This is a genomic window from Streptomyces sp. NPDC101110 (genome assembly GCF_044759525.1).
Lineage (GTDB): Bacteria > Actinomycetota > Actinomycetes > Streptomycetales > Streptomycetaceae > Streptomyces.
Genome location: NZ_JBIVZM010000001.1, coordinates 110,250 through 135,698 on the forward strand (window position 1 = coordinate 110,250; position 25,449 = coordinate 135,698).

A 25,449-nucleotide genomic window follows, 5' to 3' on the forward strand; every position below is an offset into this window, starting at 1 on the left:
GAGCGACACACCAGCCCTCGTATGACAGCGCACGAGGTCGGTTCCGGCTTTGCGCGAACCACTTGGCCGTCCCTTGTCAGCGCGACGGGAGGAAGCACCCTCGGAACTGGCGGAGGCAAACGAACTGCGCTGGGTCGGCCTGACCGACCAGGCCGGAAACCTCAACTTCGCACTGAGCCCGCTGGTCAGCACCCTTCGAGATCCCGCCATCGTCCTTTACGTGGAGGCGCTCGGCGAGCACGGCACGCTCCACCACGGCGTGACGGGCTGCCTGCCGCTCGTCCTACAGCGAAGAGGCTGCTCCAGCAGGTCGTTGGGGCGTGGCCGTGGTTCCACACCCCTTTGCTTCCCGTCCGCTCCGTCACCTGTTGACGGCTTGGATCTCCTGGACGGTTACGTTCTGCTCACTTCCGAAGGTCCCATTGGGCAGGTCCCCGCCGGCGCCGCCCGTCCCAGTCCAGGACACCTCCCACGTGATGGTTGCTCGCAGCTTGAACGAGCCGTCACCGGAAGAACGCAGGTACCTGATTCCGCACGGCGGCGTCTGGTCGGCCTTGCCCTTTGCGTATGGTTCGCCGATCGAACCGTCGTCGTTGAAGGTGCACTCCCCTGAGGAGGGGTAGATCTCAGCATCCGACGTTCCTGGCTCCAGCTTGAGCGCGATAGGCCTGGCGGTGGTTGTAGCCTGGAGGTTTACACCGCCGACGTCGAGGGAGGCGGTGACTGAGACGTTCTGGAACTTGGCCCGGTCGAGCCAGGCCCAAGTGGGAAGGTTGACCTTGGTGGTGTTCTCCGGGGCGAGGGTTACCTCGGTGTCGGGCACTTTGATCCGGCTGTAGGCGAGATCGGCGAGAATCTTCGGGGTCACGGCGTTCTCCACCTTAGGTGTCTCGCCGTTCTCCACCCAGAATGTCTTTGTGTCACAGGCAAAGGCGGCCGGGTCTCCCGATTCCTCTCGGCTCTTGTCTCGAACAGCGTCCCACCACAGGCCCTTGCCTGTTTCGGACTTGTTGAAGTCCTTGTATGGTTCCCCGTTGATGTAATAGTCTTTGGACAAGGCGTATGCCTCTCCCACACCACTAGCATGCGGGATGTTCCATTCCCTCTGAAATTCTTTGGAGAATTCGGCGGGAGTCCACTTGGGCTCGTACCAGCAAGCCGGTGGAGTCCAGTCGCCGACGGGCGTGAACTGTCCGGATTCCTTCGCTCCCGAGCCACCGGTAGATCCACGGAAGACGATGCGCGACTCGAGAGTCTGACCGCTGTCCGTCTCGTTGCTCCCCGAGACGTCGAACTGAGATCCGCCGGGATCCTTGGCGAAGGCCGAGCTGGACATCAGAAGTGTGCAGGCGGTTACGAGCGTACCCACTGCGGCAGCGGAACTGACCTTGGTCACTGAACGCATCCCTTGCTCCCGCGCACGGACGTCCCACCGGTCGTCTGCCACACTCCCTGCGTGGTCCTCTCCAGGCGGGTGTTGTACAGCACGTAGGAGTCGTCCGAGGCTGGGGACCTGTCGACCTTTCCTGACTTTCGGTCCTTGTTGTATGCCTTGGTCTCATCGGCGCAGAAGGACACTCCCGCCGACGTGTCGTTGAACAACTCGATCTTGGGGTTGTAGTACCGGGTGGTGCCCGTGTACGTCAGTCCGGCGTCCACCCACTTCTGCACCCACTTCACGGACGTCGTGAGGGCCTCGCCCTGGTAGTAGAAGGTGAGACCAGGGGTGTCCGTCTTGCCCTGGAGGATGGCGTCGTTGATCGCGGTCTGTGCTCGTGCGGCGTCCGCGAGCACCGCATCCTTCGTAGCGTTGCCCGTCTCCCAGCCCTCGAAGGCGTCTTCCACGCCGCTGGTCAGCTTGATGTCGGGCCGCTCGGCGGAGTCCGACGCGCTTGGGCTCGAAGTCGCTTCCTGGGATCCGGTGTCGGACCCCGCGATCTTGTCGTTGTCCTTTGAGCCGGCATCACTGCTTCCGCACGCGGTGAGCAGTAGGGCTGTGGACGCAGTGAGCGCGACAGCAACGGGCAAAGGGCGGCGCTTCACAGTGGCTCCCCGTGAGAGACAGAGGTTCAGTTGCACACTGACGGTACCGGTGAGGTATCCGGTTCACCACCGTGAACTTGCTTGAGAGTGTGGGCAATTCGGCGCATGCCGGACCCTAGCGCGCTGGTCGTGTCCAGATGGTCCCCAGCGGGACGGTGTTGGATAACGCTGTGTCCGGGCGTCCGGCGCCGTGGCGTGAAGGACTTCGATTCTCTTGCGTCGCGGTCTTAAGGCCACCGCAACCGATGTCCCTACCGATCAGAGGAGTCGCCCAGTCGTCGGAGCGAGCCCGTCGCGACTGATCGTCTGGGTGTGGCGTGGCGCGGGCTTGCTGCCCTCTTATGGGGCCCTGAACGCGTTTGCTCGTCCGCGCCGGCGAAGCCGAAACGAAACGTTTGCTGTGTAGGGTGCGCTCGGATGAGGGGGAGGCATGGGAGCCGACGGCGACAACCCAAAGGTGGACAACCCGGACCGCGAGCGGCTGCAGAAGCTCAAGCGAGAGCTTGAGAAGGAGCGGGGCGAACTCGTGAGCTCCTTGAAGAAGGCGGCTGCGGACATCGGAAAGGGCGGCCGGGACTCGGTGAGGTCGTGGGTCGGCAAGAACGCCGACAAGTGGCACGACGACGTGGCCGGCCACCGCAAGACGGTACGAACGCGCATCGACAAGGTACTTGAGGACGTTCAGCGCGAGATCGACCGTATGCCGGAGAAGGTCACCCAAGAGGAAGCCAACTCGATGAACCGCAGCAGACACATGTACTGACGCGGCCTGAGAGCAGCACTGGATCCGATGCGAGTGGAACGGGGAACGGCATGCGCCCGGACGACGGGGGAAGCAGCGGAGGCGTCTTCTCAGGGATCGACCCGGAGAAGCTCAAGGGCACGATCGACTCGGTACGACGTGACCAGGAGACCCTGCGGGACCGGGCCTCCTACTACAAGACCCAGCTCGCCTACTGGGGTGTGGGTGTCCAGGAGCTTGCAGACATCCTGAAGGTGGCGTCCTGGGCCCAGGCTGAACTCCCCATGTTGAAGCGGCGTTACCACTTGGCCCTCAACATGGACAACGGCCCATACCCCGGTTTCGCGGGCATGGTCCAGATCAACGAAGCGCAGGTGAGCAGGGCCGCCAACGCCGCGGCGGCCAAGGCCGCCAAACGTGCCACGGAGCTGGCGAAGAAGGACCCCGAGGACCTCAGTGCCGAGGAGCTCGACGAGTTGGACGCCCTCTTCGCCGAGAACTACGACGAATATCCCTTTGCCGAAAAGGTCGTCGGAGCTCTCGGAGCGAGGAAGACGCTGCAGCTCTGGGAAAAGATGAGCAACCTCGACAGGCCTTCCGGGTACGGTGAAACGTCGGACTTCGAGCGGGCCGATGAGCTCGACGAGATGCAGAAGCACCTGAGTCTCACCGTGGCCGCAGCCACCAACTCCGACTCGCCGGAGATGAGGAAGTGGAAGAAGGACATGGTCGAGATCGGTGACGATCCGATCTCTGATCCGGGTCCGTCCCCGCACGGGGGCTCCGGCGGTCCTGAGGGTTTCATCGTGATGAGTAACCTCATGCGCTACGGCGACTATGACGACAAGTTCCTTGAGGACTATGGAACCGCGCTCGTGAAGGAAGACAAGCGGGTCATGGAGGGTGCCGATGGACTCTACGGATCCGGCTGGGGTACCACGAGCACGGTCAACCACCTGGGCAACGATGAGGGTAACGATCCTCTCACCGGTTACATGAAAGCACTTGCCAACAGCCCTGGAGCGGCGACCAAGTTCTTCACCGCCAAGCAGAAGGGAGACGACGGCAAGGCCGAGACCAACTTCAAGTACCTCTTCGAAGAGCGCAAGTGGCCGGACGACAGCATGGAAGGCAAGGAGAGCGTGACCGGTCGGAACTCGATGGGGCACGCGCTGGAAGCGGCAACCACCGGGCATCGGCCCGGTGAAGCGGCTACGGCCGAGGACGTGAAGCACTCGAAGGAGCAGGCGGGTCTGTTCAGTGCGCTTGTGAAGTCGGTGTCTGGGGACCAGGACCGGCTGCGGCAACACGGGTACATGTCGGACAGTTTTGCGAATATCTCGGCCGAGTATATGCCGGACTTGCATCGGTCGCTCGATTATGACATCGCCAACGGAGACGGGCTCTTTCCAACGCCGGGAGTCACCGCACGGATGGACAAATATGATGCCGCACGGTTCTTGAATGCGGTAGCCCGCAACCCGGAAGGGTACGACAGGCTCAACGTCTCCCAGCACGTGTATGCTGCCGCGCTTATGGAGGCGCAGGCGAAGAACCCCGATGCCTACCCGCTGAACACCAACGACACGATCAACAAGATCGCTTACGAGACGGGCCTCTTCCAGGGCGTCATCGGTGAGGGGCAGCATTTTCAGGCTGACAAGGATGATGCGGATTCTGCTGCACGAAGTGAGGCGTGGAAGGGACACGCGAGTACCTGGGGAGGGTCTCTCGTCGGCAGCGCGACGACCATTGCGACCTCATCCTTCACCGGCCCCGGGGGCGTTGTCGTAGGTGGCCTGGTCGGAACGGCCGCGGGAGAGGTCTTCAAGGGGTTCCTCGATGGCTTCGGAGACGACGGCGAGAAACAGAAGGAGCAGGTCTACCAAAACGTTCAGCGCATGGATCAGATCGAACACTCGGCCATCCTGACCACGCAGCGGTCCGCCAAGGCCGCCACTGGGTCCGAGGTAGCCGAATCCATGGCCGGCGACCAGGCGGGCAAGGGGTTCCGCGATGCCCACGACCTGGTCGATCAGAGCAAAGCTAACCAATAGCCTGCTAGCCATTCGAGAGTATGGGTGACCGACCTTGACGGAATCGAGCGAACGAAAATCTCGCCGGAAGCCCTTCATCTACGCCGCGGTGGCCGTGGCCGCGGCCACCGGTCTCCTCGTCGCCCATCTGGGAGGAGTGTTCGAGGCCGAGCGCGGGACTATCACGGCTGACGACGTGTGCCGCAACCTTCCCGACAGGCAGGCGGCTGCCGACATTCTCAGCTCTAAGTTGCCACGGGCTGCCCGCTACGACTTCGCAACGAGATCGACACCGACACCAGACTGGGACTATATAAGCAATTGCAGCGGAACGGGTGATGGCAAGAACGTCCTCAACCTGCACGCCAAGGCAGGTGTCGCCATGCCTTGGCGGCAGTGGGTCAACCATAACCTGCCACCGACTTCCGGAAAACGCACCTACTTCAACTCTGGAATTAAGGGCGTCTCGACAGTGGATCTGGCTGCCATCTACATCCCTTGCTACCGCACTGAAAGGAAGACCAGGGAGCCGCACAACCTGACTGTTTTCGCTCAGGCCCCGGAAGGCCTTATGGGCTCGGAAAAGGAAGTGCGGCAGACGCTCATCGGTCTGGCCACGGCTGTCGGTCGCTACGCCCACGAGGAAGCGAAGTGCGACCTCCCGTCCAAACTGCCGAATTCATAGCCGTGTCGGATGTCGAATGTTCGGCGCCCTTCGTCGTCCGGTCGCACGTGCGTGCCGTTCGGGAGGGCGCTGCCTGCGCCGCCGTAGCTGGTCCAGTCGAATCCCAAGTGATGGTGGCCCGGAGTATGTACGTGCCGTCGCCGGAGGAGCGGAAGTACCTGATTCCGCATGGCGGGTCTTGGCGGCTTTACCCTAGGCGTAGGTTCGGCCGAAGGTGTTGTCGGCCTTGATGACGCACTCGCCCGAGGCCGAGTAGGCTACAGCGTCCTTGGTGCCCCGGCTCCAGCCTGAGGGACACCGGCCTGGTGGTGGTCAGATGTTCAGCCGGAGTCGTTGAGGGCCGCCGTCGCCTGTATCTCGTCGAGGGCGGCCTGGTCGATCCGGGCCCAGGTCGCCAGGTTCACCTTGGTGTAGGGCAGCTGCTACTGGTAGGCGAGAGTGGCGAGTATCCGGCGAGATGGCCTCCTCGTACTCGGGTGGCGGCGCGTCGCCGTTCTCTGCCCTCCGGGTGCTCGTTGTGCCCATCATTTGCCCTCGTCCTTCTAATCGAGGGTGTAGTTCTTGCACTTTCCGCCCTTTGAGGTGTCGGCGGTCATGCCAATAGTCGCTAGGAGAGCGCTCAGCGTGGTTATGCCACAGGTCAGGCTGCGCACGTCTTGTCCCCTCGCTTCGACAGCACCTCAGTGGTCTGCCAGACCCCCTTGCTGTTCTTCTTGAGCTGCGTGCTGTACGTGACGTACGGGCTCTCGTCGGACGGTGTCCTGTCCACCGTCCCGGTCTTGCGGTTCTTGTTGAAGGCTTTGCTCTCGTCGGCGCAGTAGACGACCGCAGCGGTGTCGCTGTCCGCGACCTCGACCTTCGGGTTGTAGTACCGGGTAACGCCGGTCCACGTGAGGTCCTCGTCCAGCCAGGCCAGGACCCACTTCTGCGCGCTCACGAGTGCCTTGCCCTTGCGGTAGTACGCGAGGGTCGACGAGTTCGTATCGCCGCGGAGGATCGCATCGTCCACCGCGTTGACCGTCTGCGTCACGTCGGACAGTACGGCGTCCTTGGTCGGGTCACCCGTCTTCCAACTCTCGAACTTGTTCTCCACGCCGTCGGGAAACGTGATCTTGGGCCTGTCGGCAGGACCGGATGCGCTGGCGCTGGGTGAAGCCGATGCCGCCGCCTTGCCCGCGTCGGCGCCTTCGATGTCGTCCTTGCTCTTCGCGCTGTCGTCCCCGCTGCCGCAGGCCGTCAATAGGAGTGCTGTCGTTGCTGCGAGTGCGGTAGCAACGGGCAATGGGCGGCGCTTCATAGTGACTCCGCGTGAGACAGAAGAACAGTCCAAAGCACTGACGGTATCGGGGAGGTTCCTGGTCTCACCAGTGCGAATCTCCGTGAGAACTGGGGCAATCCGGAGTGTATGGGGCTGGTCGGAGTGTGGTACGCCGCAGCCTGCCTACTGGCATTTGGCTGCCTTCGTCTCGACGAATACCTTGGACGCCTGCCAGAGGCCCTCGCTGGTCGGGAACTTGACCATGACGATCTTGAAGTAATCGAAGTCCTCGATGCTGGGCTTGGTCTTGAGGACCTTCTCGGTCTTGATTTCCCTGCCGAAGAACTTGCCCGAGTCCGCGCAGAACCCCACCTCCACGGACTTGCCGTTCGGAGCGGAGCGCGTTGTGGCGTCGTAGTGACGCAGGGTTCCGGTGGCGGTCCAACCACCCTTGATCCACTCGTTGATCTGCACCTGCGCATAGTGGAGCCCATCGCCGGTGGAGTAGGCCGTCACGGCCGCGTCCTTGGTGGTGCGCTTGGCGACGCCGCGGTAGATGGCCCGGAGAAAGTTCGCGGCATCATCCATCGCCGCCGCCTCGTTCTTGTCCTTCGGCTTGTCCCAGTCGAAGACCAGGTCCATGTCGCTGGGCAGGGACAGGTCCACGCCGTCCGGCTTGTCCCCTGCCGGTGCTCCTGACGCGGACGCCGACTCCTTCGGCTTCTGTGCCGCCTGGCCGGCGCCCGCGATCTTGTCGTTGTCGCCGGACTTTTCGTCCCCGCTACCGCAGGCCGTCAACATCAGTGCTGCCGTCGCCGTCAACGCGGCAGCAACGGGCAATGAGCGGCGCTTCACAGTGACTCCCCGTGAGAGACAGAAGTTCAGTTTGCGCACTGACGGTACCGGTGAGGTTTCCGGTTTCACCAGTGCGAACTTCCGCGAGAACATGGGCAATGCCGGATGTATGGGTCTCTCGGAAGGTCGCTGGTGTCCTGATCGTGCCCGTGCGCGGATCGGCGCCGAGCGGCGCAGTTGTCGGGCGACTCGGCGTCGGCGGCTCCTAGTCGCTCATGCGGACCAGAGCCCGTCCAGCCTCCGAAGCTCCCCGTTCCGCCCCTGGAACCGGACCTCCGAAACTACACTCGCGCCCCATGCGTAACTCCCGTACCAGCAGCGCGAATACGACGCCCATCTCGGCCGGTTGGTCCGATCGAAGCGCGCTGGGGAGACGCCCTGCGGACGGCGTGGAGCCCGGGGGCGGTGACGTCCCCTGATCCGCCCCCGAGCAGAAACCCGAGGCCGGCGCCCCACAGGCAGCCCCTCCCACCCCACCAAGCGCCATCCCGCCGAACTCCGCCCCACCGCACCCGACTCCACGGAATCCCGGCGCACCAAACCCCACCCCACCAAACCCCGCCGCACCAAACCCCGCCACAAGCAAGCCCGTGCCCCCCGAGCCCACTGGCTCCTGCTCGCCCTCACGCTGCCCCTTCTCTTCGCCCTGCTGCTCTTCGAAGGCTGGACCGAGCACGAGGTCGATGCCGCGAAGACGCGGTCGGCCTGTACGGCACCTGCGCCGGACGCCGTCGTGCGGGGTGGGCCCGTGATCGGGATCAACCGGGGCGGGATCCAGAGCGGATCGATGCCCGCCCGGACCGTCGCGCTCACCTTCGACGGCGGGCCCGACCCCGTCTGGACACCCCGCATCCTCGACCTGCTGCGCAGGAACAACGCGCGGGCGACCTTCTTCGTGCACGGCGCCCAGGCCGCCCGGCACCCGGAGCTGATGCGGCGGATCCGGGACGAAGGGCATGAGATCGGGTCCAACACCTACACCGGAGCCGTCCTCGGGGAGTCCTCCGCCCCCCGTTTCCGGGCCGAACTGGAGCTGACCCAGAGCGCTCTCGTGGGGACCACCGGCCGGCGGACGAATCTGCTGCGGATGCCCCGGACCACCTCACCCGACACCCTGTGCGGCCGTGAGTGGCAGGCCGCTCGGCGGGCCGCCGGGTACGGCTACGTGCTGGTCGCCGCCGACAAGGGAACCCGCAGTCCCGCCCGGGGTATCGTCCGGCAGCTCAGTCAGACGGAGAGCGCGTACCAAGAGGCGCGCAGGCTGCTGAGGAACCAGGGTGTCGACCGGTTCACGACCGTGTCCGACGGGCTCGGGCTCGTCCCGTACGCCTCTCCCTCCCTCCCCGAGCGGTGGCTGGGGCGGGCGCTGATCGGGATCACCGGCCTCGGACAGGTCTTCTCCACCGTCATGATCTGGATCCTCGGTGTCGCCGGCGGGCTCGGCGTGCTGCGGCTGTTGCTGCTCGCCCTGTTCGCGCGGGCGCACGTGCGGCGCCTCGAACGGTTCCGGACCGGCGCGCCCTGGATGCGGGACACGTCCGGACCCGTGACCGTACTGGTCCCGGCGTACAACGAGGAGGCCGGGATCGGGCCGACCCTGCGGTCGCTGCTCGACTCCACTCATGAGCGGCTCCAGATCGTCGTCATCGACGACGGGTCCACCGACCGGACCGCCGACATCGCGGAGCACACCGGTGACGCACGGGTGGAGGTCGTACGGCAGGCCAACGCCGGCAAGGCCGCCGCCCTCAACAACGGTCTCGCACACGCCCGTCACGACATCGTCGTGATGGTCGATGCGGACACCGTCTTCGAGCCCGACGCCGTAGAGCGGATCGTCCAGCCGCTCGCGCACCCCGCCGTCGGCGCCGTCAGCGGGAACACCAAGGTCGGCAACCGGCGCAGTCTGCTCGGCAGATGGCAGCACCTGGAGTACGTCTTCGGCTTCAACCTCGACCGGCGCATGTTCGAGGTGCTGGAGTGCATGCCGACCGTGCCGGGCGCCATCGGGGCGTTCCGCCGGGACGCCGTGATCGGCGTCGGCGGGGTCAGCGAGGACACCCTCGCCGAGGACACCGACCTGACGATGGCCCTGTGGCGGGCGGGCTGGCGGGTGCTGTACGAGGAGTCTGCCGTCGCCTGGACCGAAGTACCCACCGGTTTGCAGCAGTTGTGGCGACAGCGGTACCGCTGGTGCTACGGCACGCTGCAGGCCATGTGGAAGCATCGCGGTGCCGTGCTCGGCACCGGGCCGGCCGGGCGGTTCGGGCGGCGCGGACTCACGTATCTCGCGCTCTTCCAGGTCGCGTTGCCGCTGCTCGCGCCCGTCATCGACGTCTACGCCCTCTACGGCGTGCTGTTCCGCGACCCCTGGGAGTCGGCCGCTGTCTGGTTCGCCTTCCTCGGCGTGCAGATCGTCTGCTCCGGTTATGCCCTGAGACTCGACGGCGAGCCGGTGCGGGCGCTGTGGTCGATGCCTTTCCAGATCGTCGTCTACCGGCAGTTGATGTATCTGGTCGTCATCCAGTCACTGGTCGCGCTGCTGCTCGGCAGCCCGCTGCGGTGGCAGCGGATGAAGCGGTCCGGGAGCGCGGCTGAACAGATAGGCGGGCCCGTCGCGTATAGGAGTGTGCCGATGCGCTGACCCGAGAGCCCCCACAGCACCTTCGAGGCGTCGATGAGCGACTGGACCGACCGGGCGGAAGAGTTCCCGCCGCAGTGGAGCCCCCGCCCGGAGCCACCCGGGCCCTCCTTCGCGCCGCCGCCCTCGACCCGCACGGCCCCGCTGCCCGGTATGCCCTCGCCCGCCGCACCCGGCCGCTATGACAGTGGCCCGCCCACCCGCGGCGGCCGGGGCAGCAGGAACCGGCGCCGGCTCAGCGGGCGCCGCCGGTTCCTGCGGACGACGGCGATGTTGGCGTCCGCCCTGCTGCTCGCCGGCGCCGGCACGTACGTCTGGGCGGACACCCGACTCAACAAGGAGGTCGACCTCGGCGCGCTGGGCGGCCGGGTGCCGCCCGGAGAGGGCACCACCTACCTGGTCGTCGGCTCGGACAGCCGCGAGGGGCTGTCGGAGCAGGACCGCAAGGATCTCAACACCGGCTCGGCCGAGGGCCGCCGCACCGACTCGGTGATCCTGCTGCACACCGGCGCGAGCGGCACCACGATGCTCAGTCTGCCGCGCGACTCCTGGGTGACCCTTCCGTCCTACGTCGATCCCGACACCGGCAGGAGCTACCGGGCCGCACCGAACAAGCTGAACGCCGCGTTCTCCCTGGGCGGCCCGGACCTGCTGGTGCGGACCGTGGAACGCAACACCGGTGTGCGCGTCGACCACTACGCGGAGATCGGCTTCGCCGGTTTCGTGGGGGTGGTGGACGCCGTCGGCGGTGTCGACCTGTGCCTGGGCCGGCCCGTGCGGGACAAGGACTCCGGAGCGGACCTCCCCGCCGGCTGCCAGACCCTCGACGGCGCCGAGGCGCTCGCCTTCGTACGGCAGCGCAAACAGGAGGCCCGCGGTGATCTGGGCCGGACCCGCAACCAGCAGAGGTTCCTCGCCGCCCTCGCCCGCAAGGCGGCCACCCCGTCCACGCTCGCCGACCCGTCGAAGTCCTTCCCGACCCTGGAGGCCGGGCTCGACACGCTCATCGTCGACGAGGGTACGGAACTGCCCGACCTCATGGGCCTGTTCGAGGCGCTGCGCAAGGCCACGGGCGGCGGGGGACGGCAGCTCAACGTGCCGGTGGCCGACCCGGATCTGCGTACGCCCAAGGGCAGTGCGGTGAAGTGGGACGACCGGCGGGCCCGTGCCCTGTTCACGGCCCTGCGACAGGACCGGCCGGTCGGCTGATCAACCGGCCTGCGGAGAAGCGGAGCCCAGGTCCGCCCTGCGACAGGATCGGCCGCCCCGCCGGTCAACCGGCCTTGGCCAGTCGGTCATCGGTCAACCGGCCACCAGCCAACCGGTCATCCGTCAACCGGCCATCGGGCGACGGGAGTCCAGGCCGTCCAGGCCCTCCAGAGGTGACATCAGCGAGCCGTAGCCCGTCGCCGCCCACACGCTCCGGTCTGCGGGGAGCTCGAAGTAGGCAACGGTGCGGCCGTCCCGGGCCGTGTCGGTGAGCACCTCCGGGGCGCGGTGGTCCCGCAGCGCGTCCGCGCAGTCCTGGCACACCGCCACGTCGAGCCGGTCCCGCCGGCCGATCCGGCGCCAGCCGGTGCGGAGGGCGGCGCGGCCGTGCAGGGGGTTGAAGAAGCAGAGCGGCAGGCCCCGGGAGCCGGTGAGGGCGTCGCGGCCCTCCTGCGCCAGCGCCAGGGCGCCCACCAGGTCCGGCAGGCCCCGGGCCCCGTCGAGGACCTTCCCGGCGGCGGCGTAAGCGTCGAGGGCACGCTGGAGTCCGGGTGTCGTGGCCACGTCGGCGGCCTGCGTGGACTCGCCCAGTTCCAGTACCTCCGCCTCCGCCCGGCGCCGCACCCGTGCCTCGTCGGCCGCGCGGGCCGACGCGAACACCAGTTGCGGGACGACCGGGGAGGACGCTCGCGAACGGAGCAGGGCGGCGCGGGCCGCGAGCACGGTCAGCGCCAGGGCCGGTACGGCGATCAGCAGCCACCAGCCGGTCACCGCGGAGCCGGATCCGCCGACTGCGGAACCGGTTCCGGACCGCGCGGGAGGGGCCGACCCGTCCGCGGCCGCGTCCAGATCCCTCGTCGCCTCCTCGTACCGTTGCCTGCCCTTGCCCTCCGCCACCAGGTCCACGGCCTTCGCGGTCAGGTCCGCCAGCCCCGCGTCGCGCGTCTCGGCCAGGAAGCCGGCCGCGGCCACGGCGTCCCGGGCCTGATGGGCGTCGGAGGGCCACTCGTAGCCCTCCAACGAGTGGGAGAAGTCGCCGTCCGTCGTGATGACGATGAGTTCGCGCCGGTCCGGGAACCGGTCGCGGACGATCCCCGCCAGCACCCCGGAGTCGCCGTCGAAGGCGTCGCCCTTGGTGAGGGGCGTGAGGACGACCTTGATGGGCAGACCCGTGCGGCGGATCCGGTCCGCCAGCTGCCGCTGCCGGGACGGCGGCACGGCATCGGCGTAGGCCTCGTCGACGTGCACGGGGGAGGTGCGCAGCGCGTTCGCGATGCGCTGACCGGCGCTCGGGCGGTCGTCACCGTCCCCGTCGGCCGCGTGGGCGGTGTCCGTGCCGAGCGCCGCGAGCAGCAGCGCCGCGAGGACGGTGATCAGGCGCTTGACGTCAGTGGACACCCGCGGTCTCCCTCACCTTGTCGACGAGCCGTGCGATTCCGTGGGGTACGGCGGTCAGCGGACCGTCGGTCGCGTCGTAATAGGGCAGGCTGCCGTCGCCCGAGGCCGGGGCGGGCAGCCTCAGCAGACGGTCCGGGATGCCGCTCGGGTGGGCGATGGCGGTGGTGCGGCAGGCCCCGCAGACCGGGAGCAGACGGCGGGCGGCACCCTCCGCCGAGACACGGACGTGGTGGCGGCCGACGGCGGGCCCGTGCAGGGGGTTCACGCCGCAGCACCGGTCCGTCGTGCCGCCGGAGAGCGCGGCGCGGCCCGCTCGCGCCAGCACGATGACGGCGACCAGGGTCGCCGGGTCGGTACCGGCCTGCCGGGCGCGGTCGAGGTCGCCGTCGAGGAGGAGCATCGCCGCGTCGAGGTGGTCCCAGGCGGGGCCGTGCTCGTCCCGGCTGCGGAACTCGGCGGTCAGTGCGGTGAGTTCGGCGCGCGCGGTACGCCGGAGGTAGGACGCCGACGGCTCCGTCGGGGCCGTGTGGGACAGGCGGTCCGTCGGCTCCGGCGCGGGGGATCGCCACCGCAGCAGGCTGCCGGCACCCCACGTCAGCCCGGCCACCGCACCGGACAGCAGGAGTGCCGCGAAGGCGCCCACGAACAGGCCGGGCCAGAAGTCGGTGGCGAACAGGGGCGGCAGGTCGTTCTCGTGGGCCGCGCTCGGGGCGGCGGGCGGGGTGTAGGCGCTCTGCGGACGGGCCGTGCGCGGAGTCCTGTCGAGGTGGGTCATCAGCGCGTCGAGGCGCTCGCCGAGGAGGTGGTCGTCGGCCTCGTCCGCCTTGCTGTCCCCGAAGGTGAGGGAGTCCGGCAGCCCGAAGGACAGCCGGCCGGAGTCCAGGCGCAGCCCGTGGTTGACGACGTCGATGGTGCCGTCGTCCGGGTCGGCGACGACGTACACCCCGTCCTGGCGCAGCTTGGCGTGCACCGCCGCGACGAACAGCTCGGCGTCGCCGGCCGACTCGCTCTCCGGGGTCTGCGGCACGAGCAGGACGTATACCGGGCCGCCGCCGTCGGAGCGCCGGAAGTCGCGGATCCGCTCGTGCAGCCGGTCCCGCTGCCGGGTGTCGAGGACCCGCGGGCTCTCCGGGTCGGCGTAGACGGGGTCCTGCTTCAGCCCGGCCGCGACCCGCTCCACCCGGGCGGACAGGTCGGCGGGCGTCGGCGGCGGTGCCGCGCTCGACGTGGTCTGGTCGAAGACGACCGGAGCGGTCAGGGCGATCGCCGCGGCGGAGAGGACTGCCGCGCCGGGCACGACCCACCGGGGGACGCGCCGCCGGGCCCCGGAACGCCGACGGCGGCGCCGCACGTACCCGGCCGTCAGCACGATCAGCAGCGGTACGCCGGTCAGCAGGCTCCCCGTGAGGAACGACTGGTTCTTGCGGTCCGACGGGCCGATGTACATCTCGGCCGGTTCGCCGCCGTCCCGGAACCTCGCGCGCGCCGTCTCCGCCCGCGCCGTGGCCTTCGGCGCGCCCTGGGCGATGACCTCGACGAAACACGCGAAGCTGCGCAACGGGCCTGCGTCATAGGGAAGTTCGTAGAGGGCGACGGTCGTGGCCGCCTCGGCGGGCACGCGCACGCCCCAGGCCGTGGCCTGCGCGACGTCCGTTCCCTCGATCAGGACGTACAGCCCGTCGCGCCCGAGCCGGTCGTGCACCGCGCCGAGCAGCTGTCTGCCGTCCGAGCTGCTCAGCATGGGCAGGACCAGGACGTAGGTCGGGACGCCGGTCTTCTTCGCGAGCCGGGCGAAGTCGGGCGCGGTGGAGAGCGGGACCTCGCGGGGGAGTTGGTCGCTGACGTAGACCGGGTTCTCGCGGAGGCGGTCGGCGAGGTACGAGCTCTGGGTGGGGGTGTCCACGGCGCCGGCGGGGGTGGCGGTTGCGAAGAGGGACGCCAGCGAACAGAGGGCGAGGAGCAGCCCGAGCGCACGGGTGCGGTTCATGCGGCGGGCCCATGTCCGCGCTGTCCGGGTGCTGTTGGTCGTGACTGCCCTCACCGGTGAGCCCCCCGCGGTCCGATCGCTGTCCGCGCCGCACTCTACTCGGGGCTTCGCGAGTGCTACAGGTCGCCGGGTTGCGGCTCGGCCGGTTGTCGGGAGGGGACCGCCGGGGTGCCGTGGGTCGTCCGGGGCGGCCCTGTCACGCCAGGCGGCGAAGGCGTCCCCCGAGGGCCTGCCTTTACTCACAAGAGTGTCGATAACGGAACAGTCCCACCTCCGACTTCGTGAGTGAATCGTGCAGGCCTGATGGCCGGCAGGTAACGAACGAGGGCGTCGGCAAAGGGCGTTGGGGTCCTGGGCGATTCGCTCGCGCACAGGTGGCGGCGACATCTGGGGCTGGTCCCGGGCGGGTTGGGAGGGGGCGACGTTGCAGATGGATAACAGGCCGCGCCCTGCGGCCCATGGGGCCGGACGCGCCTTGAGGGGCTTATGTGCGGCTGATACGGTGCGATGGCTTGACACTCACCCCCAGTGCTGGCTATTCGCCCAGGTCGGGCGGGTAAGTCCGGCCCGTCCCGCACTTCTCCGTGCGGGCCGTCGCGGGTGAAGTGTCCGAATTTGAAAGCAGATGACAGACATCTTCTTGGGTGTACGGGGAGCGGTTGCGTGAAGATCCAAGAGCGTACGGGGGCGGGCGCAGGTCGTTCTGCCGCTCCGGCTCAGCCGTCGGTCGGCGACCGGCTTCCCACCCCGCCTCGCGAGCGCAAACCGGCACTGGCCGCGCTCGCGGTGCTGCTCATCCTGGTGGGCGCGCTGGGGGCGACGATGCTCGTGCTCCAGGCCGGGGACCGCATCGAGGTCGTCAAGGTCACGCAGGAGATCCCCGCGGGCGGCTCGGTCAGCAAGTCGAATACGACCTCCGTCATGGTGGCCAAGGACGAGAGCATCCACTACGTCGAGTACGGCCAGCTCGAGCAGCTCAAGAAGCTGAAGGCCGTCAACCCCATCCCCGCCGGGGTCGTCGCTGTCGGCGAGATGTTCGGCGACGCCGCGGGTGTCGCTGCGGGCAAGGCCACCGTGGGTCTGTCCCTCAAGGCCGGCCAGTACCCGACCGGCATCAAGCAGGGCGACACCGTCGCGGCCTACCGTGTCAGCTCCGCCTCCGGTTCGGGCAACGGCAACAGCAACTCCTCGTCGTCCTCGGCGGCCGACAGCTCCGTCATCGTCGACAGCGCCCGCGTCAGCTACGTCCCGGGCCCGAAGGACAGCAGCGACGAACTCGTCGGCAGCACCAACCTCGCGGTCACCCTGACCGTCGACAGCGACAAGGCCGCCGCCCTGGCGCAGGCCGCCTCCAATGGCGAGGTCGCTCTCGTCCAGGTCCCCGGTAACTCCGGCAACTAGAAGGCGGCACCCAACCCATGGCGCTCATCGCTCTCGCCGCCGACAAGGGTTCCCCCGGCGTCACCACCGCGGCCGTCGCCCTCGCGGCGGTCTGGCCGCGGCGTGTCCTGCTCGCCGAGGCGGACCCGGCGGGCGGTGACCTCGTCTACCGCAGTGCCGCCGCGCACGGCGGTCCGCTCAACCCCAACACCGGCATGCTGTCCATCGCGGCCACCGCGCGCCGTGGCCTCGTGCCCGACCAGCTCTGGGACCACGTACAGCCGCTGAGCGGAGGCCTGGAAGTCCTCGTGGGCCTCGGAGTCGCCGAGCAGGCCGCCGGGCTCGCGGGGCTGTGGCCGACCCTCGGGCACGCCTTCGCCTCCCTCGCCGACTCCCCGAACGCCGCCGCCGACGTCATCGCCGACTGCGGACGCGTCAGCGGGGACACCCCGGCCGTCGAGCTGTTCCCGCACGCCTCGCTGGTGCTGCTGCTCTCCCGCACCGAGCCGGAGGCCCTCGCCCGCGTCCGTGACCGCGCCGCCGCCCTGGCCAACAAGCTGCACGGCGGGCCGCGCGGCGCCGCGAGCCTCGCCAACCCGGTGATCGGTGTCGTCCTGATCGCCGACACCGGCACGGCCGGCAAGCTCGCCTCGCAGGTCAACGACATGCTGGTGCACGCCCAGACCGGCGCCCGCGTGGTCGGCACCATCGCCGACGACCCGGCCGGCGCAGACCAGTTGGCCGGCCGCAGGCGCGGACGTCTCGACAAGTCACTGCTGATCCGCTCGGCCCGCAAGGTCGCCGCCGACCTCTACCAGCAGTACGGCGCCGCCTGGGCCGCCTCCGCGCAGGCCAACCAGGCACCGCAGGCCCACCAGGCCCCGGGCCGGATGCAGGGCCACGCGGGGGCCGGAGCATGACCGCTGTCGACCACCAGTTGGTCAAGCGGTTCCGTCAGGACGCCGGCGACCGCATCGCCGAGCAGCGCCGGCAGGACCAGGTCGCGGGCGTCACCCCGATGTCCACGGAGGACGAACGGCAGTACGCCCGTGCCGTCATAGCCCAGATCCTGGAGGAGTACGCCCGCGCCGAGATCAACGCGGGCCGTACACCGCTGGACGCCGAGACCGAGGAGCAGTACGCGGCAGCCGTGCACGCCGCGCTGTTCGGCGTCGGCAGGCTCCAGCCGCTGCTGGACAACCCCGAGGTCGAGAACATCGACATCAACGGCTGCGACCAGGTGTTCATCGGGTACGCCGACGGCCGTGAGGTGCAGGGCGACCCCGTCGCCGAGACCGACGAGGAGCTCATCGAGCTCATCCAGGTGCTCGGCGCGTACTCCGGTCTGTCCTCGCGGCCCTTCGACTCGGCCAACCCGCAGCTCGACCTGCGCCTGCCCGACGGCTCGCGTCTGTCGGCCGTCATGGACGTCACGCGGCGCCCTGCCCTGTCCATCCGCCGCGCGCGCATGGGCAAGGTGTTCATCTCCGACCTCGTCGGCAACGGCACCCTGTCGCCCGAGGTCGCCCACTTCATGGCCTGCGCGGTCCGCGCCCGTAAGAACATCATGATCGCCGGGGCCACCAACGCCGGCAAGACCACGCTCCTGCGCGCCCTCGCCAACGAGATCCCGCCGCACGAGCGCCTCATCACCGTCGAACGGGCCCTGGAGCTCGGCCTCGACACCTTCCCCGACCTGCACCCCAACGTCGTCGCCTTCGAGGAGCGCTTGCCCAACTCCGAGGGCCAGGGCACCATTTCGATGGCGGAACTGGTACGGCGCTCGCTGCGTATGAACCCCTCCCGCGTCATCGTCGGTGAGGTCCTCGGCGACGAGATCGTCACCATGCTCAACGCCATGTCGCAGGGCAACGACGGCTCGCTGTCCACGATCCACGCCAACAGCTCGCACGAGGTCTTCAACCGTATTTCCACCTACGCGCTGCAGGCCACGGAACGGCTGCCCATCGAGGCCAGCCAGATGCTGATCGCGGGCGCGGTCAACTTCGTCGTCTTCATCCAGCGGCGCAACAACTACGGCAGCGGCGGCCGTCTCCAGCGCATGGTCACCTCCGTGCGCGAGGTCAACGGCGTCGACGGACGCGTGTTGTCCAGCGAGGTGTTCGCGGAGGCCCCCGACGGCCGGATCGTGCCGCACGCACCCATAGCCTGCCTGGAGGAACTGATGGCACACGGCTACCGGCCGACCGGGACCTGGGGGTGAGCCGGGAATGACCACGAACCTCGCGGCGCTCGGCTCGCTCGGCTCCATGGGCGGCCTGTTCTCCACCACCGTCCTGTACTCGATAGGAAGCGGCGTCGCCGTCGGCGGCGGCCTCGCCCTCCTGCTCATCGCCCTCCGCGGGCTGCCCGCCAAGCCCGACCACGAGAAGCAGAAGGCCGCCGAGCGGGCGAGCGAACTGATCCGCTTCGCCGGGCAGCGCGGCTCGCTCGCCGCCATCGTCGGCCTGGTCGTCCTCGTCCTCACCCGCTGGGCGGTCGCGGGCATCGCCGCCGGAGTCCTCGTCTTCTTCTGGGACCGCCTGTTCGGCGGGGCCGGTGAGGAACGGGCCGCCATGCGCCGCGTGGAGGCCCTGGCCTCCTGGACGGAGTCGCTGCGCGACACCATCGCCGGTGCCGTCGGCCTGGAGCAGGCCATCCCGGCCTCCGCCCGCGCCGCGGCACCCGTCCTGCGGCCCCACCTCGACGCCCTCGTCGACCGGCTGCGCGCCCGCACCCCGCTGCCCGAGGCGCTCCAGCAGCTCGCCGACGAGATCGACGACGCCTCCGCCGACATCATCGTCGCGGCCCTCATCCTCAACGCCCGCCTGCGCGGCCCGGGTCTGCGCCAAGTCCTCGGCGCCCTGGCCAAGTCGGCCCGCGAGGAGGTCGACATGCGCCAGCGGGTCATGGCCCAGCGCGCCTCGACCCGCAGGTCCGTGCAGATCGTCGTCGCGGTCTCCATCGCCTTCGTCCTCGGTCTGTCGATCTTCAACCGCGACTTCGTGGCGCCCTACGGAACGGCCGTCGGCCAGCTCGTCCTGGCCTGTGTCTGCGGCCTGTTCGCGCTGGGCTTCTGGTGGCTGCGCAAGCTGTCCACCATCGAGACGCCCGAGCGCTTCCTCGTCCGTGACGAGGCCTCCGTCCAGTTCGTCCGCCCGAGGACGCCGTCGGGGGCGCAGTCCCAGCAGCGGCTGCCGCAGGAAGAAGGGGCACGCTGATGGACCTCACGATGCCGCTCGTCGTCGGCGCCGTCATCGGCCTGGGCATCTACGCCCTCGTCCGCGCCCTCATGCCCGGCAAGCGCAGCGCGATCTCGCAGGTCGCGCGGATCGACGCGATGCGGGCCCGCGGCTCGGCCTACGAGTCGGCCCGCGTCGAACGGGAGAAGGGCCGCCTGGGCGCGCTGCGTGCCGAAGTCGGCCTGCGTGTCTCGGAGTTCTACCTCCAGCAGGGCTGGGAGCAGCGCTCGCTGCGCGCGGACCTGGCGGTGCTGGACCGCAGCTGGGAGAAGTTCCTGGCGACGAAGGTGCTGCTCGGTGTGGCGGGCCTGTTCTTCGGCCCGTTCCTGTTCGCCATCGTCTACACGCTCGGCTTCGGCCGGAGCCCGATCATCCCGGTCTGGCTGGCCCTGCTCTTCGCGGTCGTCTTCTTCTTCCTGCCCGACCTGGAGGTACGGCGCGACGCCGCCGAGAAGCGGCGCGACCTACGGCGCGTGATCGGCGCCTACCTCGACCTGGTGTCGATGAGCCTCGCCGGGGGACGCGGTCTGCCCGAGGCCCTGATGGCGGCGGCCGAGGTCTCCGACGGCTGGGCCAACCAGCGCATCCGCAACGCCCTGTCCGACGCCCGCATCACCGGCGTCAGCCAGTGGCAGGCGCTCGGCGCGCTCGGCGAGGAGATCGGTGTGGAGGAGCTCAAGGACCTCTCCGCCTCCCTGGCCCTGGTCGCGGACGACGGTGCCAAGGTCCGTGAGTCCCTCGCCTCCCGCGCCGAGACCATGCGGCACCGCGAACTCGCCGAGATCGAGGGCAGCGCGGGCGAGAAGTCCCAGTCGATGCTCGTCGCCCAGCTGCTGCTGTGCGCCGGGTTCCTGGTGTTCCTGATCTTTCCGGCGGCGATGCGGGTGTTCCAGGTGCAGTGAGCCGTGCATGAGCCTTGCAACGACTGTCACAACTCCAGAACTCCGCGAATCGATTTCGAAAGGACAAGACGTCATGAACGGACGTAACTTCCACACCGGCATTCCCGCGGTGGACTTCCTCGTCACCTTCCTCCAGGCCCGCACGGAGCGGGCCCGCTCCGGTGAGCTGGACCGCGGTGCCTCCGCGGTCGAGTGGGTCATCATCTCCGCGGTCGTCGTCGCGATCGTCGGTGTCGTGGCCGCCATCATCAACGCCGCGCTGAGCGAGGGCGCCAACAAGGTCGGCGACTGCATCAAGGGCGCGGACGCGGGCAAGACCTGCTGACCGCCTCGGGATCACAAGGAGCATCAGGGCAACGGGGATCACGGGGATGCCGGCAGACGTCAGCAGACGGATACGCCGCTGGGTGCGGGCCGCACGGGAACGGGCGGCCACCCGCGGCGACTCGGGTATGACCGCGATCGAGTTCGTGCTGCTCACCCCGGTGCTGTTCTTCATGATCTTCGCGACCGTGCAGTTCGCCCTGTACTTCTTCGCGGACCACGTCGCCCAGGCGGCGGCCCAGGCCGGAGCCCGCAAGGCCCGCGCCACGGCCGACGAACAGCCCGGCGCGTGGCGGGGCGAGGCACGCGACGTCGTGGACAGCTACATCCGCCAGCTCGGTCCGCAGCTGGTCCTCTCCCCGGACGTGACGATGGTGCAGCCGGAGCCGAACACGGTGGGCGTGGAGATCGCGGCACGGGTCCCGACGGTGTTCCCCGGGCTGGACCTCACGGTGCACGCGCAGTCGGCGGGGCCGGTGGAGCGGTTCGTACAGGAAGAGGGCAACTGATGTCCGTCCCTCCGCTGCCCGGAGGCCGCCGGTGCGCGGACGACAGCGGTCTGTCCACCGTGGAAGTCGTCATCCTCGCACCGGTGATGATCCTGTTCATCCTGGTCCTGGTGGCCTTCGGCCAGCTCGTGGACGGCCGCGGCGCGCTCGACGGCGCGGCCAGGGACGCGGCCCGCGCGGGGTCGATCCAGAAGGACCACGCGACGGCCATGGCCGAGGCGAAGAAGGCCGCGGAGGCGAACCTGGCGGACGTCTGCTCGGGCCCGGTGTCCGTCGTGCAGACCAGCCAGGGCTTCGAACCGGACACCATCTTCACGGTCGAGGTGAGCTGCCAGGTGCGAGGCCTGGCCATGCTCGGCCTGGACGTCCCGACGACGCTGACGGCGAGCTTCAGCTCCCCGCTCGACCCGTTCCGGAGGACGGTGTGAGACTCTTCCGGCCCTGCCGGCCGTCGTGGTGGACGGCCCGCGGCCTGCGTCTGGACGACCGCGGTTCCGGTGCCGGCGCGGTCATCATCTTCACGCTCCTCTTCCTCTCCCTCTCCGCGTTCGTCATCGACGGCGGCCTGTCCATCTCCAAGCGGGAACGCGCCGCGGACATCGCCGAGCAGGCCGCCCGCTACGCGGCCCAGGACATCGACCGCGACGCCCTCTACGAGAACGAGGGCGGCCCCGCTCCGATCAACTTCGAGAACTGCGACGCCCGTGTGAAGGCCTTCGCCCGCGAGATGGACATGACGGGCGCGGACATCGGCGCGACCCACTGCGTCGCGGCGGACGCCGAGCAGGTCGAGGTTGAGGTCCAGCTCACCTACTCCCCGGTCTTCACGGGCATGTTCTACGGCGGTGACGTGGTGGTCCACGGGCAGGCCGTCGCGCAGAACGAGGTCGGCTGAGGCGGATTCCGAACATCCCGCGAATCTGCACACCGTTCACCGTGCGGCCGGGACGGCTCGGGTGAAGCGGCCGGCCCGGCCCGTTCCGCGTACCTCGGACCGGACTCAGGTACGGCAGAACGGCGGAAAATGTGAAGGCCCTGAATGCGCCGGTGACCGAATGATCACACCCATGGATCCGCTCCCGGAAATCCGCCCGTTCTCCCATCCACGGACTGGGCACTGACTGGCCGCCCCTTCTTCCGGCGTGCTTTGATCGGTCGCGTTCGAGCACGTCGAATCAGTGAAAATGAAGGGAACCGCCTCCCATGGCCTTCACCCCGCAGATCCAGACCGCCCAGATGTCCGACGCCGAACTGGACACCATCGCCGGCGGCCAGGCGGGCGCGGGTGCCGGCGCCGCAGCCGGTCTCTACGTCGAGACCACGGCCGTGGGACTCACCGCGGGCGTCGGCGGCGGCGTGGGCCTCGCCGTTTCGCCGCAGGGCATCGAGGCGGACCTGCACCTCAACGCGGCTGTCGCTTCCTGACGCACGCGAGGAGAAGGCCCCGGGTCCCGCGGACCCGGGGCCTTCGCGTACCTCAAGCACGGCGTCATCCGCCGTCCTTACCGCCTTGGCCGCCCTTTCCGCCTTGGCCGCCTTTACTGCCCTTACCGCCCCGCTTGTCCTCGGTCTTCATGGCGTCGTTCACCTTCTTGGCGAGTTCGTCGTCCAGCTTCTTGAACTCGCGCACCACGGCATCGGACATGCTCGCCAGCGCGTCCAACTGCTGAGTGATGTCCTCACGCCCGTCTTCCCAGTTGGACTCGAAATCGCCGAGCGCGTCATTGACACTGCCGTCGCCGATGTCGTCCTGGTACGACTCGAAGAGCTTCTTGGTGTGATTCAGACGCGTCTTGATGGACCGCAGTCGACGCCCGTAGCTCTCCAACTCGGTCAGCGGGAGCGCCAGGTCGCTCTTGCCTTTGCCCATGCGGATTCCCCCAGAAGGTCGGACGGTCAGACGAAGCGGAAGGCACTCGTCACAGCGCATACGTCTGGGTCAACACCCTACGCAGCGTCCGGTACAGGGCGTCGAAGTCCACTACACGTGGAGACCGAGGTCGTGTCCGGCGATGTCGATCAGCCTGCTTTCGGGCACTGCGGGTGCCGTGTAGTCCATGTCTCTGATGTGCTTGACGAACTCGTCGGGAAGAGCGACATGGTACGTCGCCACGTAATGGCGGAGATCCTCGCGCCAGAGCCAGGTTCCATCCGTGTACATGGATCCGATGCCGGGCAGGTCGGGTCCGTCGGGATCGAGAACGTCCGGACCCGCGCTCATCTCGCTCCAGATCCCTGTGCCATTTCTGAGGTACTCGAGGATTCTGTTCTCGTCCGGCTCGCCCGAGGGCCTGATGGCATCCCTGATCGAACCGGTCTCCGTCAGGCCCCAGCCAGGAGAGAGTTCGGAGAAGAATCCTGCGGGGCGAATCATCGAAACTCCTTGTGGCGGTGCCGCCTTCAGGCCTTCCCGCCCCTGCCTTTCCTTCAGCGGTTGATCGACTGGATCTCCTGGACGTTCATGTCCTGCGTCGTCTCGAAGGTGCCGTCGGGCAGGTCGCCGCCGGTGCCGTCCGAGCCCTGCCAGGTGATCTTCCAGGTGACACTGGCCGACAGTTGGTAGGGAGTGCCGTCGGTCGCGCGGAGGTAGCGGATGCCGCACGGGGGTGTCTTGTCGGCGGCGCCCTTGCTGTACGGGGTGCCGATGGAGCCGTCGTCGTCGATCCGGCAGTCGCCGGAGGCGGGAAAGACCTCGGCGTCCTCGGTGCCCGGCTCCAGGTGGAGGGCGACCGGCTCGGCCGTCGTCTCGGCCCACAGGCCCGTGCCCGGGAGCTCCGCGCGGACCTTGACGTCCTTGAACGTGCCCTTGTCCAGCCAGACCCACGTCGGCAGGTTCACCGTCGACCTGGCCGCCGGCTTCAACTCCACCTCGGTCGCCGGAACCTTGACCTTGTCGTAGGCGTACTCGGCGAGGACTTCCGGAGTGGGGGCGTTCGGCACGTCGGGTATCTCGCCCGCGTCCTGCCAGAACATCAGCCGGCTGCACAGGGACGTGTCGTCGAGCTCGGTCACCTTCGGCGCGACCCCCCGCCAGAAGTAACCCTTCTTGCCGAGGTTGTAGTTCTTGTAGCCCTTCACGGTCGCCGGCTTCGTGAAGATGGTCGTGGCGTCCTTCTCGTCCCTGAAGTGGTCCGTCCAGAGCTCCGAGCCGTACCAGCCGTCGCGCAGACCGGCGTCGCCGCTGCCGTCGTTCTCCGAGAAGTCCTTCAGCTGCTCAGGAGTGAAGACGGGCTCGTACCAGCATGGCGGCGGCTTCCAGTTGACGTCCGTCGATGCGACGGTGCCCTGTTTGCCGCCGGTGGGGCCGCTCGTTCGGGTGACCTTGATGCGGGAGTGCGAGGCGGAAGCGGATATCTCGTCGTTCTTGGCTCCGCCGCCGTAGCTGCCCTCGCCGCCGAGAGCGACGGCGGGTACGGGTGCGAGCAGGACCCCGGTGAGCGAGAGGACCAGGAAGGGCCGGGAGGTGTGTGAGGGACTCACTGGGGGCAGCCACCCCGCTCCGAGCGGGCCGACACTGCCTGCCACACACCCTGGGGGCTCCTGCCCATGGAGATCACGTAGAAGACCTCGGGGTCCGTGCCCGCCGGGTTGCCCTTGACCTCGCCGGTCTTGCGGTTCCTCGTGGAGGCCTTGCTCTCGTCGGTGCAGTAGGAGAGGGACGCTGCCGCCTTGTCCTTGGAGAGGACGACCTTGGGGTCGAACACGGGCAGCTTGCCGATGACGGTCAGGTTCTTGTCCGTGTAGGTCCTGATCCACTGTCGGCTCTGCAGGAAACCGTTCTTCGTGTCGTAGAAGGCACGGTTCTTGCTCTCGGGATCGTTCTCGATGATCGCTTCGTACCCGGCCCGCAGCTGTTCCTTGCCGTCGTTCAGCACCGCCTGCTCCACCGGATCGCTGCTCGTCCAGTTCTCGAACGTCAACTGGAAGCTGCTGGGGAGCTTGATGACGGGGCGCTTGACGTCGGGGGCCGCGGGAGACTTCGGCGCCGTCGGGCCGGGTGAGCTGTCGCCCGCGCCCTTGATGTCGTCCGACGGCGCGTCATCGCCCCCGCCGCAGGCGGTCAGAAGCAGCGCTGCCGCCGTGGCGAACGCTGCGGCAGTGGTGGTCAGTGCGCGGCGGGCCACAGTTGATCTCCCCGTGAGTTTCGGTGTACGCGACAGGGAACGAAGCTATCAGGGGTGGGACGTGGTGCTTTGAGGGCCAGTGGTGGATTGCGTGGGGATCGTGAGGGGCCTGCG

General features: G+C 68.5%; 25 protein-coding genes. 15 read left to right on the plus strand and 10 right to left on the minus strand.

Annotated elements, in window-relative coordinates:
* Nucleotides 1-361: 361 nt before the first annotated feature.
* Together ACIQU3_RS00530 and ACIQU3_RS00535 are read right to left on the minus strand one after the other, a co-directional pair.
* The gene (locus ACIQU3_RS00530) at nucleotides 362-1,396 is read right to left on the minus strand and encodes a hypothetical protein (RefSeq protein ID WP_403922917.1); all 1,035 of its coding nucleotides are present in this window, start codon (nucleotides 1,394-1,396) and stop codon (nucleotides 362-364) included.
* Nucleotides 1,393-1,845: a hypothetical protein gene (locus tag ACIQU3_RS00535; protein ID WP_403922919.1), complete on the minus strand. Its 453-nt coding sequence runs from the start codon at nucleotides 1,843-1,845 to the stop codon at nucleotides 1,393-1,395. The genes ACIQU3_RS00530 and ACIQU3_RS00535 overlap by 4 nt, the downstream gene beginning before the upstream one ends.
* A 628-nt stretch (nucleotides 1,846-2,473) precedes the next feature.
* Here ACIQU3_RS00535 and ACIQU3_RS00540 point away from each other — a divergent pair.
* From ACIQU3_RS00540 to ACIQU3_RS00550, 3 genes are read left to right on the plus strand one after another with little or no spacing between them, the layout of a single operon-like run.
* A complete protein-coding gene (locus tag ACIQU3_RS00540) occupies nucleotides 2,474-2,806 on the plus strand; it encodes a hypothetical protein (protein WP_403922921.1) in 333 nt (110 codons plus the stop codon).
* 50 nt (nucleotides 2,807-2,856) lie between these two features.
* Nucleotides 2,857-4,842 carry a hypothetical protein gene (locus ACIQU3_RS00545; RefSeq protein WP_403922923.1) on the plus strand — a complete coding sequence of 662 codons (1,986 nt, stop codon included), beginning with the start codon at nucleotides 2,857-2,859 and terminating at the stop codon, nucleotides 4,840-4,842.
* Between the two features lie 34 nt (nucleotides 4,843-4,876).
* Nucleotides 4,877-5,506 carry a hypothetical protein gene (locus ACIQU3_RS00550; protein ID WP_403922925.1) on the plus strand — a complete coding sequence of 210 codons (630 nt, stop codon included), beginning with the start codon at nucleotides 4,877-4,879 and terminating at the stop codon, nucleotides 5,504-5,506.
* A gap of 640 nt (nucleotides 5,507-6,146) precedes the next feature.
* Here the strand turns inward: ACIQU3_RS00550 and ACIQU3_RS00555 are convergent.
* Nucleotides 6,147-6,803 carry a hypothetical protein gene (locus tag ACIQU3_RS00555; RefSeq protein WP_403922926.1) on the minus strand — a complete coding sequence of 219 codons (657 nt, stop codon included), beginning with the start codon at nucleotides 6,801-6,803 and terminating at the stop codon, nucleotides 6,147-6,149.
* A gap of 144 nt (nucleotides 6,804-6,947) precedes the next feature.
* A complete protein-coding gene (locus ACIQU3_RS00560) occupies nucleotides 6,948-7,619 on the minus strand; it encodes a hypothetical protein (RefSeq protein ID WP_403922928.1) in 672 nt (223 codons plus the stop codon).
* Nucleotides 7,620-8,367: 748 nt separating this feature from the next.
* On the opposite strand from ACIQU3_RS00560, the gene ACIQU3_RS00565 reads away from it, so the two are divergent.
* Nucleotides 8,368-10,263 (plus strand): glycosyltransferase, encoded by a 1,896-nt coding sequence (locus tag ACIQU3_RS00565; RefSeq protein WP_403724017.1) that lies wholly within the window; start codon nucleotides 8,368-8,370, stop codon nucleotides 10,261-10,263.
* A gap of 33 nt (nucleotides 10,264-10,296) precedes the next feature.
* The gene (locus ACIQU3_RS00570; protein WP_403922930.1) at nucleotides 10,297-11,469 is read left to right on the plus strand and encodes an LCP family protein; all 1,173 of its coding nucleotides are present in this window, start codon (nucleotides 10,297-10,299) and stop codon (nucleotides 11,467-11,469) included.
* Nucleotides 11,470-11,592: 123 nt separating this feature from the next.
* On the opposite strand, the gene ACIQU3_RS00575 is transcribed toward ACIQU3_RS00570, so the two are convergent.
* Nucleotides 11,593-12,867, minus strand: a complete 1,275-nt coding sequence (locus tag ACIQU3_RS00575; RefSeq protein ID WP_403922932.1) for a hypothetical protein — start codon at nucleotides 12,865-12,867, stop codon at nucleotides 11,593-11,595.
* Nucleotides 12,857-14,854: a hypothetical protein gene (locus ACIQU3_RS00580; RefSeq protein ID WP_403922934.1), complete on the minus strand. Its 1,998-nt coding sequence runs from the start codon at nucleotides 14,852-14,854 to the stop codon at nucleotides 12,857-12,859. Before ACIQU3_RS00580 ends, ACIQU3_RS00575 begins: the two co-directional genes overlap by 11 nt.
* 663 nt (nucleotides 14,855-15,517) lie before the next feature.
* Here ACIQU3_RS00580 and ACIQU3_RS00585 point away from each other — a divergent pair.
* The 10 genes from ACIQU3_RS00585 (at nucleotide 15,518) to ACIQU3_RS00630 (ending at nucleotide 22,636) form a co-directional block, all read left to right on the plus strand.
* Nucleotides 15,518-16,255, plus strand: a complete 738-nt coding sequence (locus tag ACIQU3_RS00585) for a hypothetical protein (RefSeq protein ID WP_403724029.1) — start codon at nucleotides 15,518-15,520, stop codon at nucleotides 16,253-16,255.
* Between the two features lie 17 nt (nucleotides 16,256-16,272).
* The gene (locus ACIQU3_RS00590) at nucleotides 16,273-17,154 is read left to right on the plus strand and encodes a hypothetical protein (RefSeq protein ID WP_403724032.1); all 882 of its coding nucleotides are present in this window, start codon (nucleotides 16,273-16,275) and stop codon (nucleotides 17,152-17,154) included.
* Nucleotides 17,151-18,458, plus strand: coding sequence for a CpaF family protein (locus ACIQU3_RS00595; RefSeq protein WP_104787415.1), 1,308 nt, complete (start codon nucleotides 17,151-17,153; stop codon nucleotides 18,456-18,458). The genes ACIQU3_RS00590 and ACIQU3_RS00595 overlap by 4 nt, the downstream gene beginning before the upstream one ends.
* 46 nt (nucleotides 18,459-18,504) lie before the next feature.
* Nucleotides 18,505-19,455 (plus strand): type II secretion system F family protein, encoded by a 951-nt coding sequence (locus ACIQU3_RS00600; RefSeq protein WP_403725551.1) that lies wholly within the window; start codon nucleotides 18,505-18,507, stop codon nucleotides 19,453-19,455.
* Complete coding sequence (locus ACIQU3_RS00605) at nucleotides 19,455-20,378, plus strand: type II secretion system F family protein (protein WP_403724035.1); 924 nt, start codon at nucleotides 19,455-19,457, stop codon at nucleotides 20,376-20,378. The genes ACIQU3_RS00600 and ACIQU3_RS00605 overlap by 1 nt, the downstream gene beginning before the upstream one ends.
* 73 nt (nucleotides 20,379-20,451) lie before the next feature.
* The gene (locus tag ACIQU3_RS00610) at nucleotides 20,452-20,703 is read left to right on the plus strand and encodes a hypothetical protein (RefSeq protein WP_010041603.1); all 252 of its coding nucleotides are present in this window, start codon (nucleotides 20,452-20,454) and stop codon (nucleotides 20,701-20,703) included.
* 46 nt (nucleotides 20,704-20,749) lie between these two features.
* Nucleotides 20,750-21,211 carry a TadE family protein gene (locus ACIQU3_RS00615; RefSeq protein WP_366710521.1) on the plus strand — a complete coding sequence of 154 codons (462 nt, stop codon included), beginning with the start codon at nucleotides 20,750-20,752 and terminating at the stop codon, nucleotides 21,209-21,211.
* Nucleotides 21,211-21,639 carry a TadE/TadG family type IV pilus assembly protein gene (locus ACIQU3_RS00620; protein WP_403724039.1) on the plus strand — a complete coding sequence of 143 codons (429 nt, stop codon included), beginning with the start codon at nucleotides 21,211-21,213 and terminating at the stop codon, nucleotides 21,637-21,639. Before ACIQU3_RS00615 ends, ACIQU3_RS00620 begins: the two co-directional genes overlap by 1 nt.
* Nucleotides 21,636-22,106: a pilus assembly protein TadG-related protein gene (locus ACIQU3_RS00625; RefSeq protein WP_403724041.1), complete on the plus strand. Its 471-nt coding sequence runs from the start codon at nucleotides 21,636-21,638 to the stop codon at nucleotides 22,104-22,106. The genes ACIQU3_RS00620 and ACIQU3_RS00625 overlap by 4 nt, the downstream gene beginning before the upstream one ends.
* Before the next feature lie 308 nt (nucleotides 22,107-22,414).
* Complete coding sequence (locus ACIQU3_RS00630; protein ID WP_403724044.1) at nucleotides 22,415-22,636, plus strand: hypothetical protein; 222 nt, start codon at nucleotides 22,415-22,417, stop codon at nucleotides 22,634-22,636.
* 64 nt (nucleotides 22,637-22,700) lie between these two features.
* On the opposite strand, the gene ACIQU3_RS00635 is transcribed toward ACIQU3_RS00630, so the two are convergent.
* The 4 genes from ACIQU3_RS00635 to ACIQU3_RS00650 all read right to left on the minus strand — a co-directional run bounded on the left by ACIQU3_RS00635 (nucleotide 22,701) and on the right by ACIQU3_RS00650 (nucleotide 25,335).
* Nucleotides 22,701-23,081 carry a hypothetical protein gene (locus ACIQU3_RS00635; protein WP_403724047.1) on the minus strand — a complete coding sequence of 127 codons (381 nt, stop codon included), beginning with the start codon at nucleotides 23,079-23,081 and terminating at the stop codon, nucleotides 22,701-22,703.
* Nucleotides 23,082-23,192: 111 nt separating this feature from the next.
* Complete coding sequence (locus tag ACIQU3_RS00640; protein WP_403724050.1) at nucleotides 23,193-23,585, minus strand: hypothetical protein; 393 nt, start codon at nucleotides 23,583-23,585, stop codon at nucleotides 23,193-23,195.
* 53 nt (nucleotides 23,586-23,638) lie between these two features.
* Nucleotides 23,639-24,691, minus strand: a complete 1,053-nt coding sequence (locus ACIQU3_RS00645) for a hypothetical protein (RefSeq protein ID WP_403724054.1) — start codon at nucleotides 24,689-24,691, stop codon at nucleotides 23,639-23,641.
* Nucleotides 24,688-25,335, minus strand: coding sequence for a hypothetical protein (locus ACIQU3_RS00650; RefSeq protein ID WP_403724057.1), 648 nt, complete (start codon nucleotides 25,333-25,335; stop codon nucleotides 24,688-24,690). Before ACIQU3_RS00650 ends, ACIQU3_RS00645 begins: the two co-directional genes overlap by 4 nt.
* Nucleotides 25,336-25,449: the final 114 nt, after the last annotated feature.

What these genes read in the sequence shown, in the direction of transcription:
- ACIQU3_RS00540 (WP_403922921.1), top strand. Translation starts at nt 2,474, where the DNA reads ATGGGAGCCGACGGCGACAACCCAAAGGTGGACAACCCGGACCGCGAG.
- ACIQU3_RS00545 (WP_403922923.1), top strand. Translation starts at nt 2,857, where the DNA reads ATGCGCCCGGACGACGGGGGAAGCAGCGGAGGCGTCTTCTCAGGGATC.
- ACIQU3_RS00555 (WP_403922926.1), bottom strand. Translation starts at nt 6,803, where the DNA reads ATGAAGCGCCGCCCATTGCCCGTTGCTACCGCACTCGCAGCAACGACA.
- ACIQU3_RS00570 (WP_403922930.1), top strand. Translation starts at nt 10,297, where the DNA reads ATGAGCGACTGGACCGACCGGGCGGAAGAGTTCCCGCCGCAGTGGAGC.
- ACIQU3_RS00580 (WP_403922934.1), bottom strand. Translation starts at nt 14,854, where the DNA reads ATGAACCGCACCCGTGCGCTCGGGCTGCTCCTCGCCCTCTGTTCGCTG.
- ACIQU3_RS00590 (WP_403724032.1), top strand. Translation starts at nt 16,273, where the DNA reads ATGGCGCTCATCGCTCTCGCCGCCGACAAGGGTTCCCCCGGCGTCACC.
- ACIQU3_RS00595 (WP_104787415.1), top strand. Translation starts at nt 17,151, where the DNA reads ATGACCGCTGTCGACCACCAGTTGGTCAAGCGGTTCCGTCAGGACGCC.
- ACIQU3_RS00600 (WP_403725551.1), top strand. Translation starts at nt 18,505, where the DNA reads ATGGGCGGCCTGTTCTCCACCACCGTCCTGTACTCGATAGGAAGCGGC.
- ACIQU3_RS00605 (WP_403724035.1), top strand. Translation starts at nt 19,455, where the DNA reads ATGGACCTCACGATGCCGCTCGTCGTCGGCGCCGTCATCGGCCTGGGC.
- ACIQU3_RS00610 (WP_010041603.1), top strand. Translation starts at nt 20,452, where the DNA reads ATGAACGGACGTAACTTCCACACCGGCATTCCCGCGGTGGACTTCCTC.
- ACIQU3_RS00615 (WP_366710521.1), top strand. Translation starts at nt 20,750, where the DNA reads ATGCCGGCAGACGTCAGCAGACGGATACGCCGCTGGGTGCGGGCCGCA.
- ACIQU3_RS00620 (WP_403724039.1), top strand. Translation starts at nt 21,211, where the DNA reads ATGTCCGTCCCTCCGCTGCCCGGAGGCCGCCGGTGCGCGGACGACAGC.
- ACIQU3_RS00630 (WP_403724044.1), top strand. Translation starts at nt 22,415, where the DNA reads ATGGCCTTCACCCCGCAGATCCAGACCGCCCAGATGTCCGACGCCGAA.
- ACIQU3_RS00635 (WP_403724047.1), bottom strand. Translation starts at nt 23,081, where the DNA reads ATGGGCAAAGGCAAGAGCGACCTGGCGCTCCCGCTGACCGAGTTGGAG.
- ACIQU3_RS00640 (WP_403724050.1), bottom strand. Translation starts at nt 23,585, where the DNA reads ATGATTCGCCCCGCAGGATTCTTCTCCGAACTCTCTCCTGGCTGGGGC.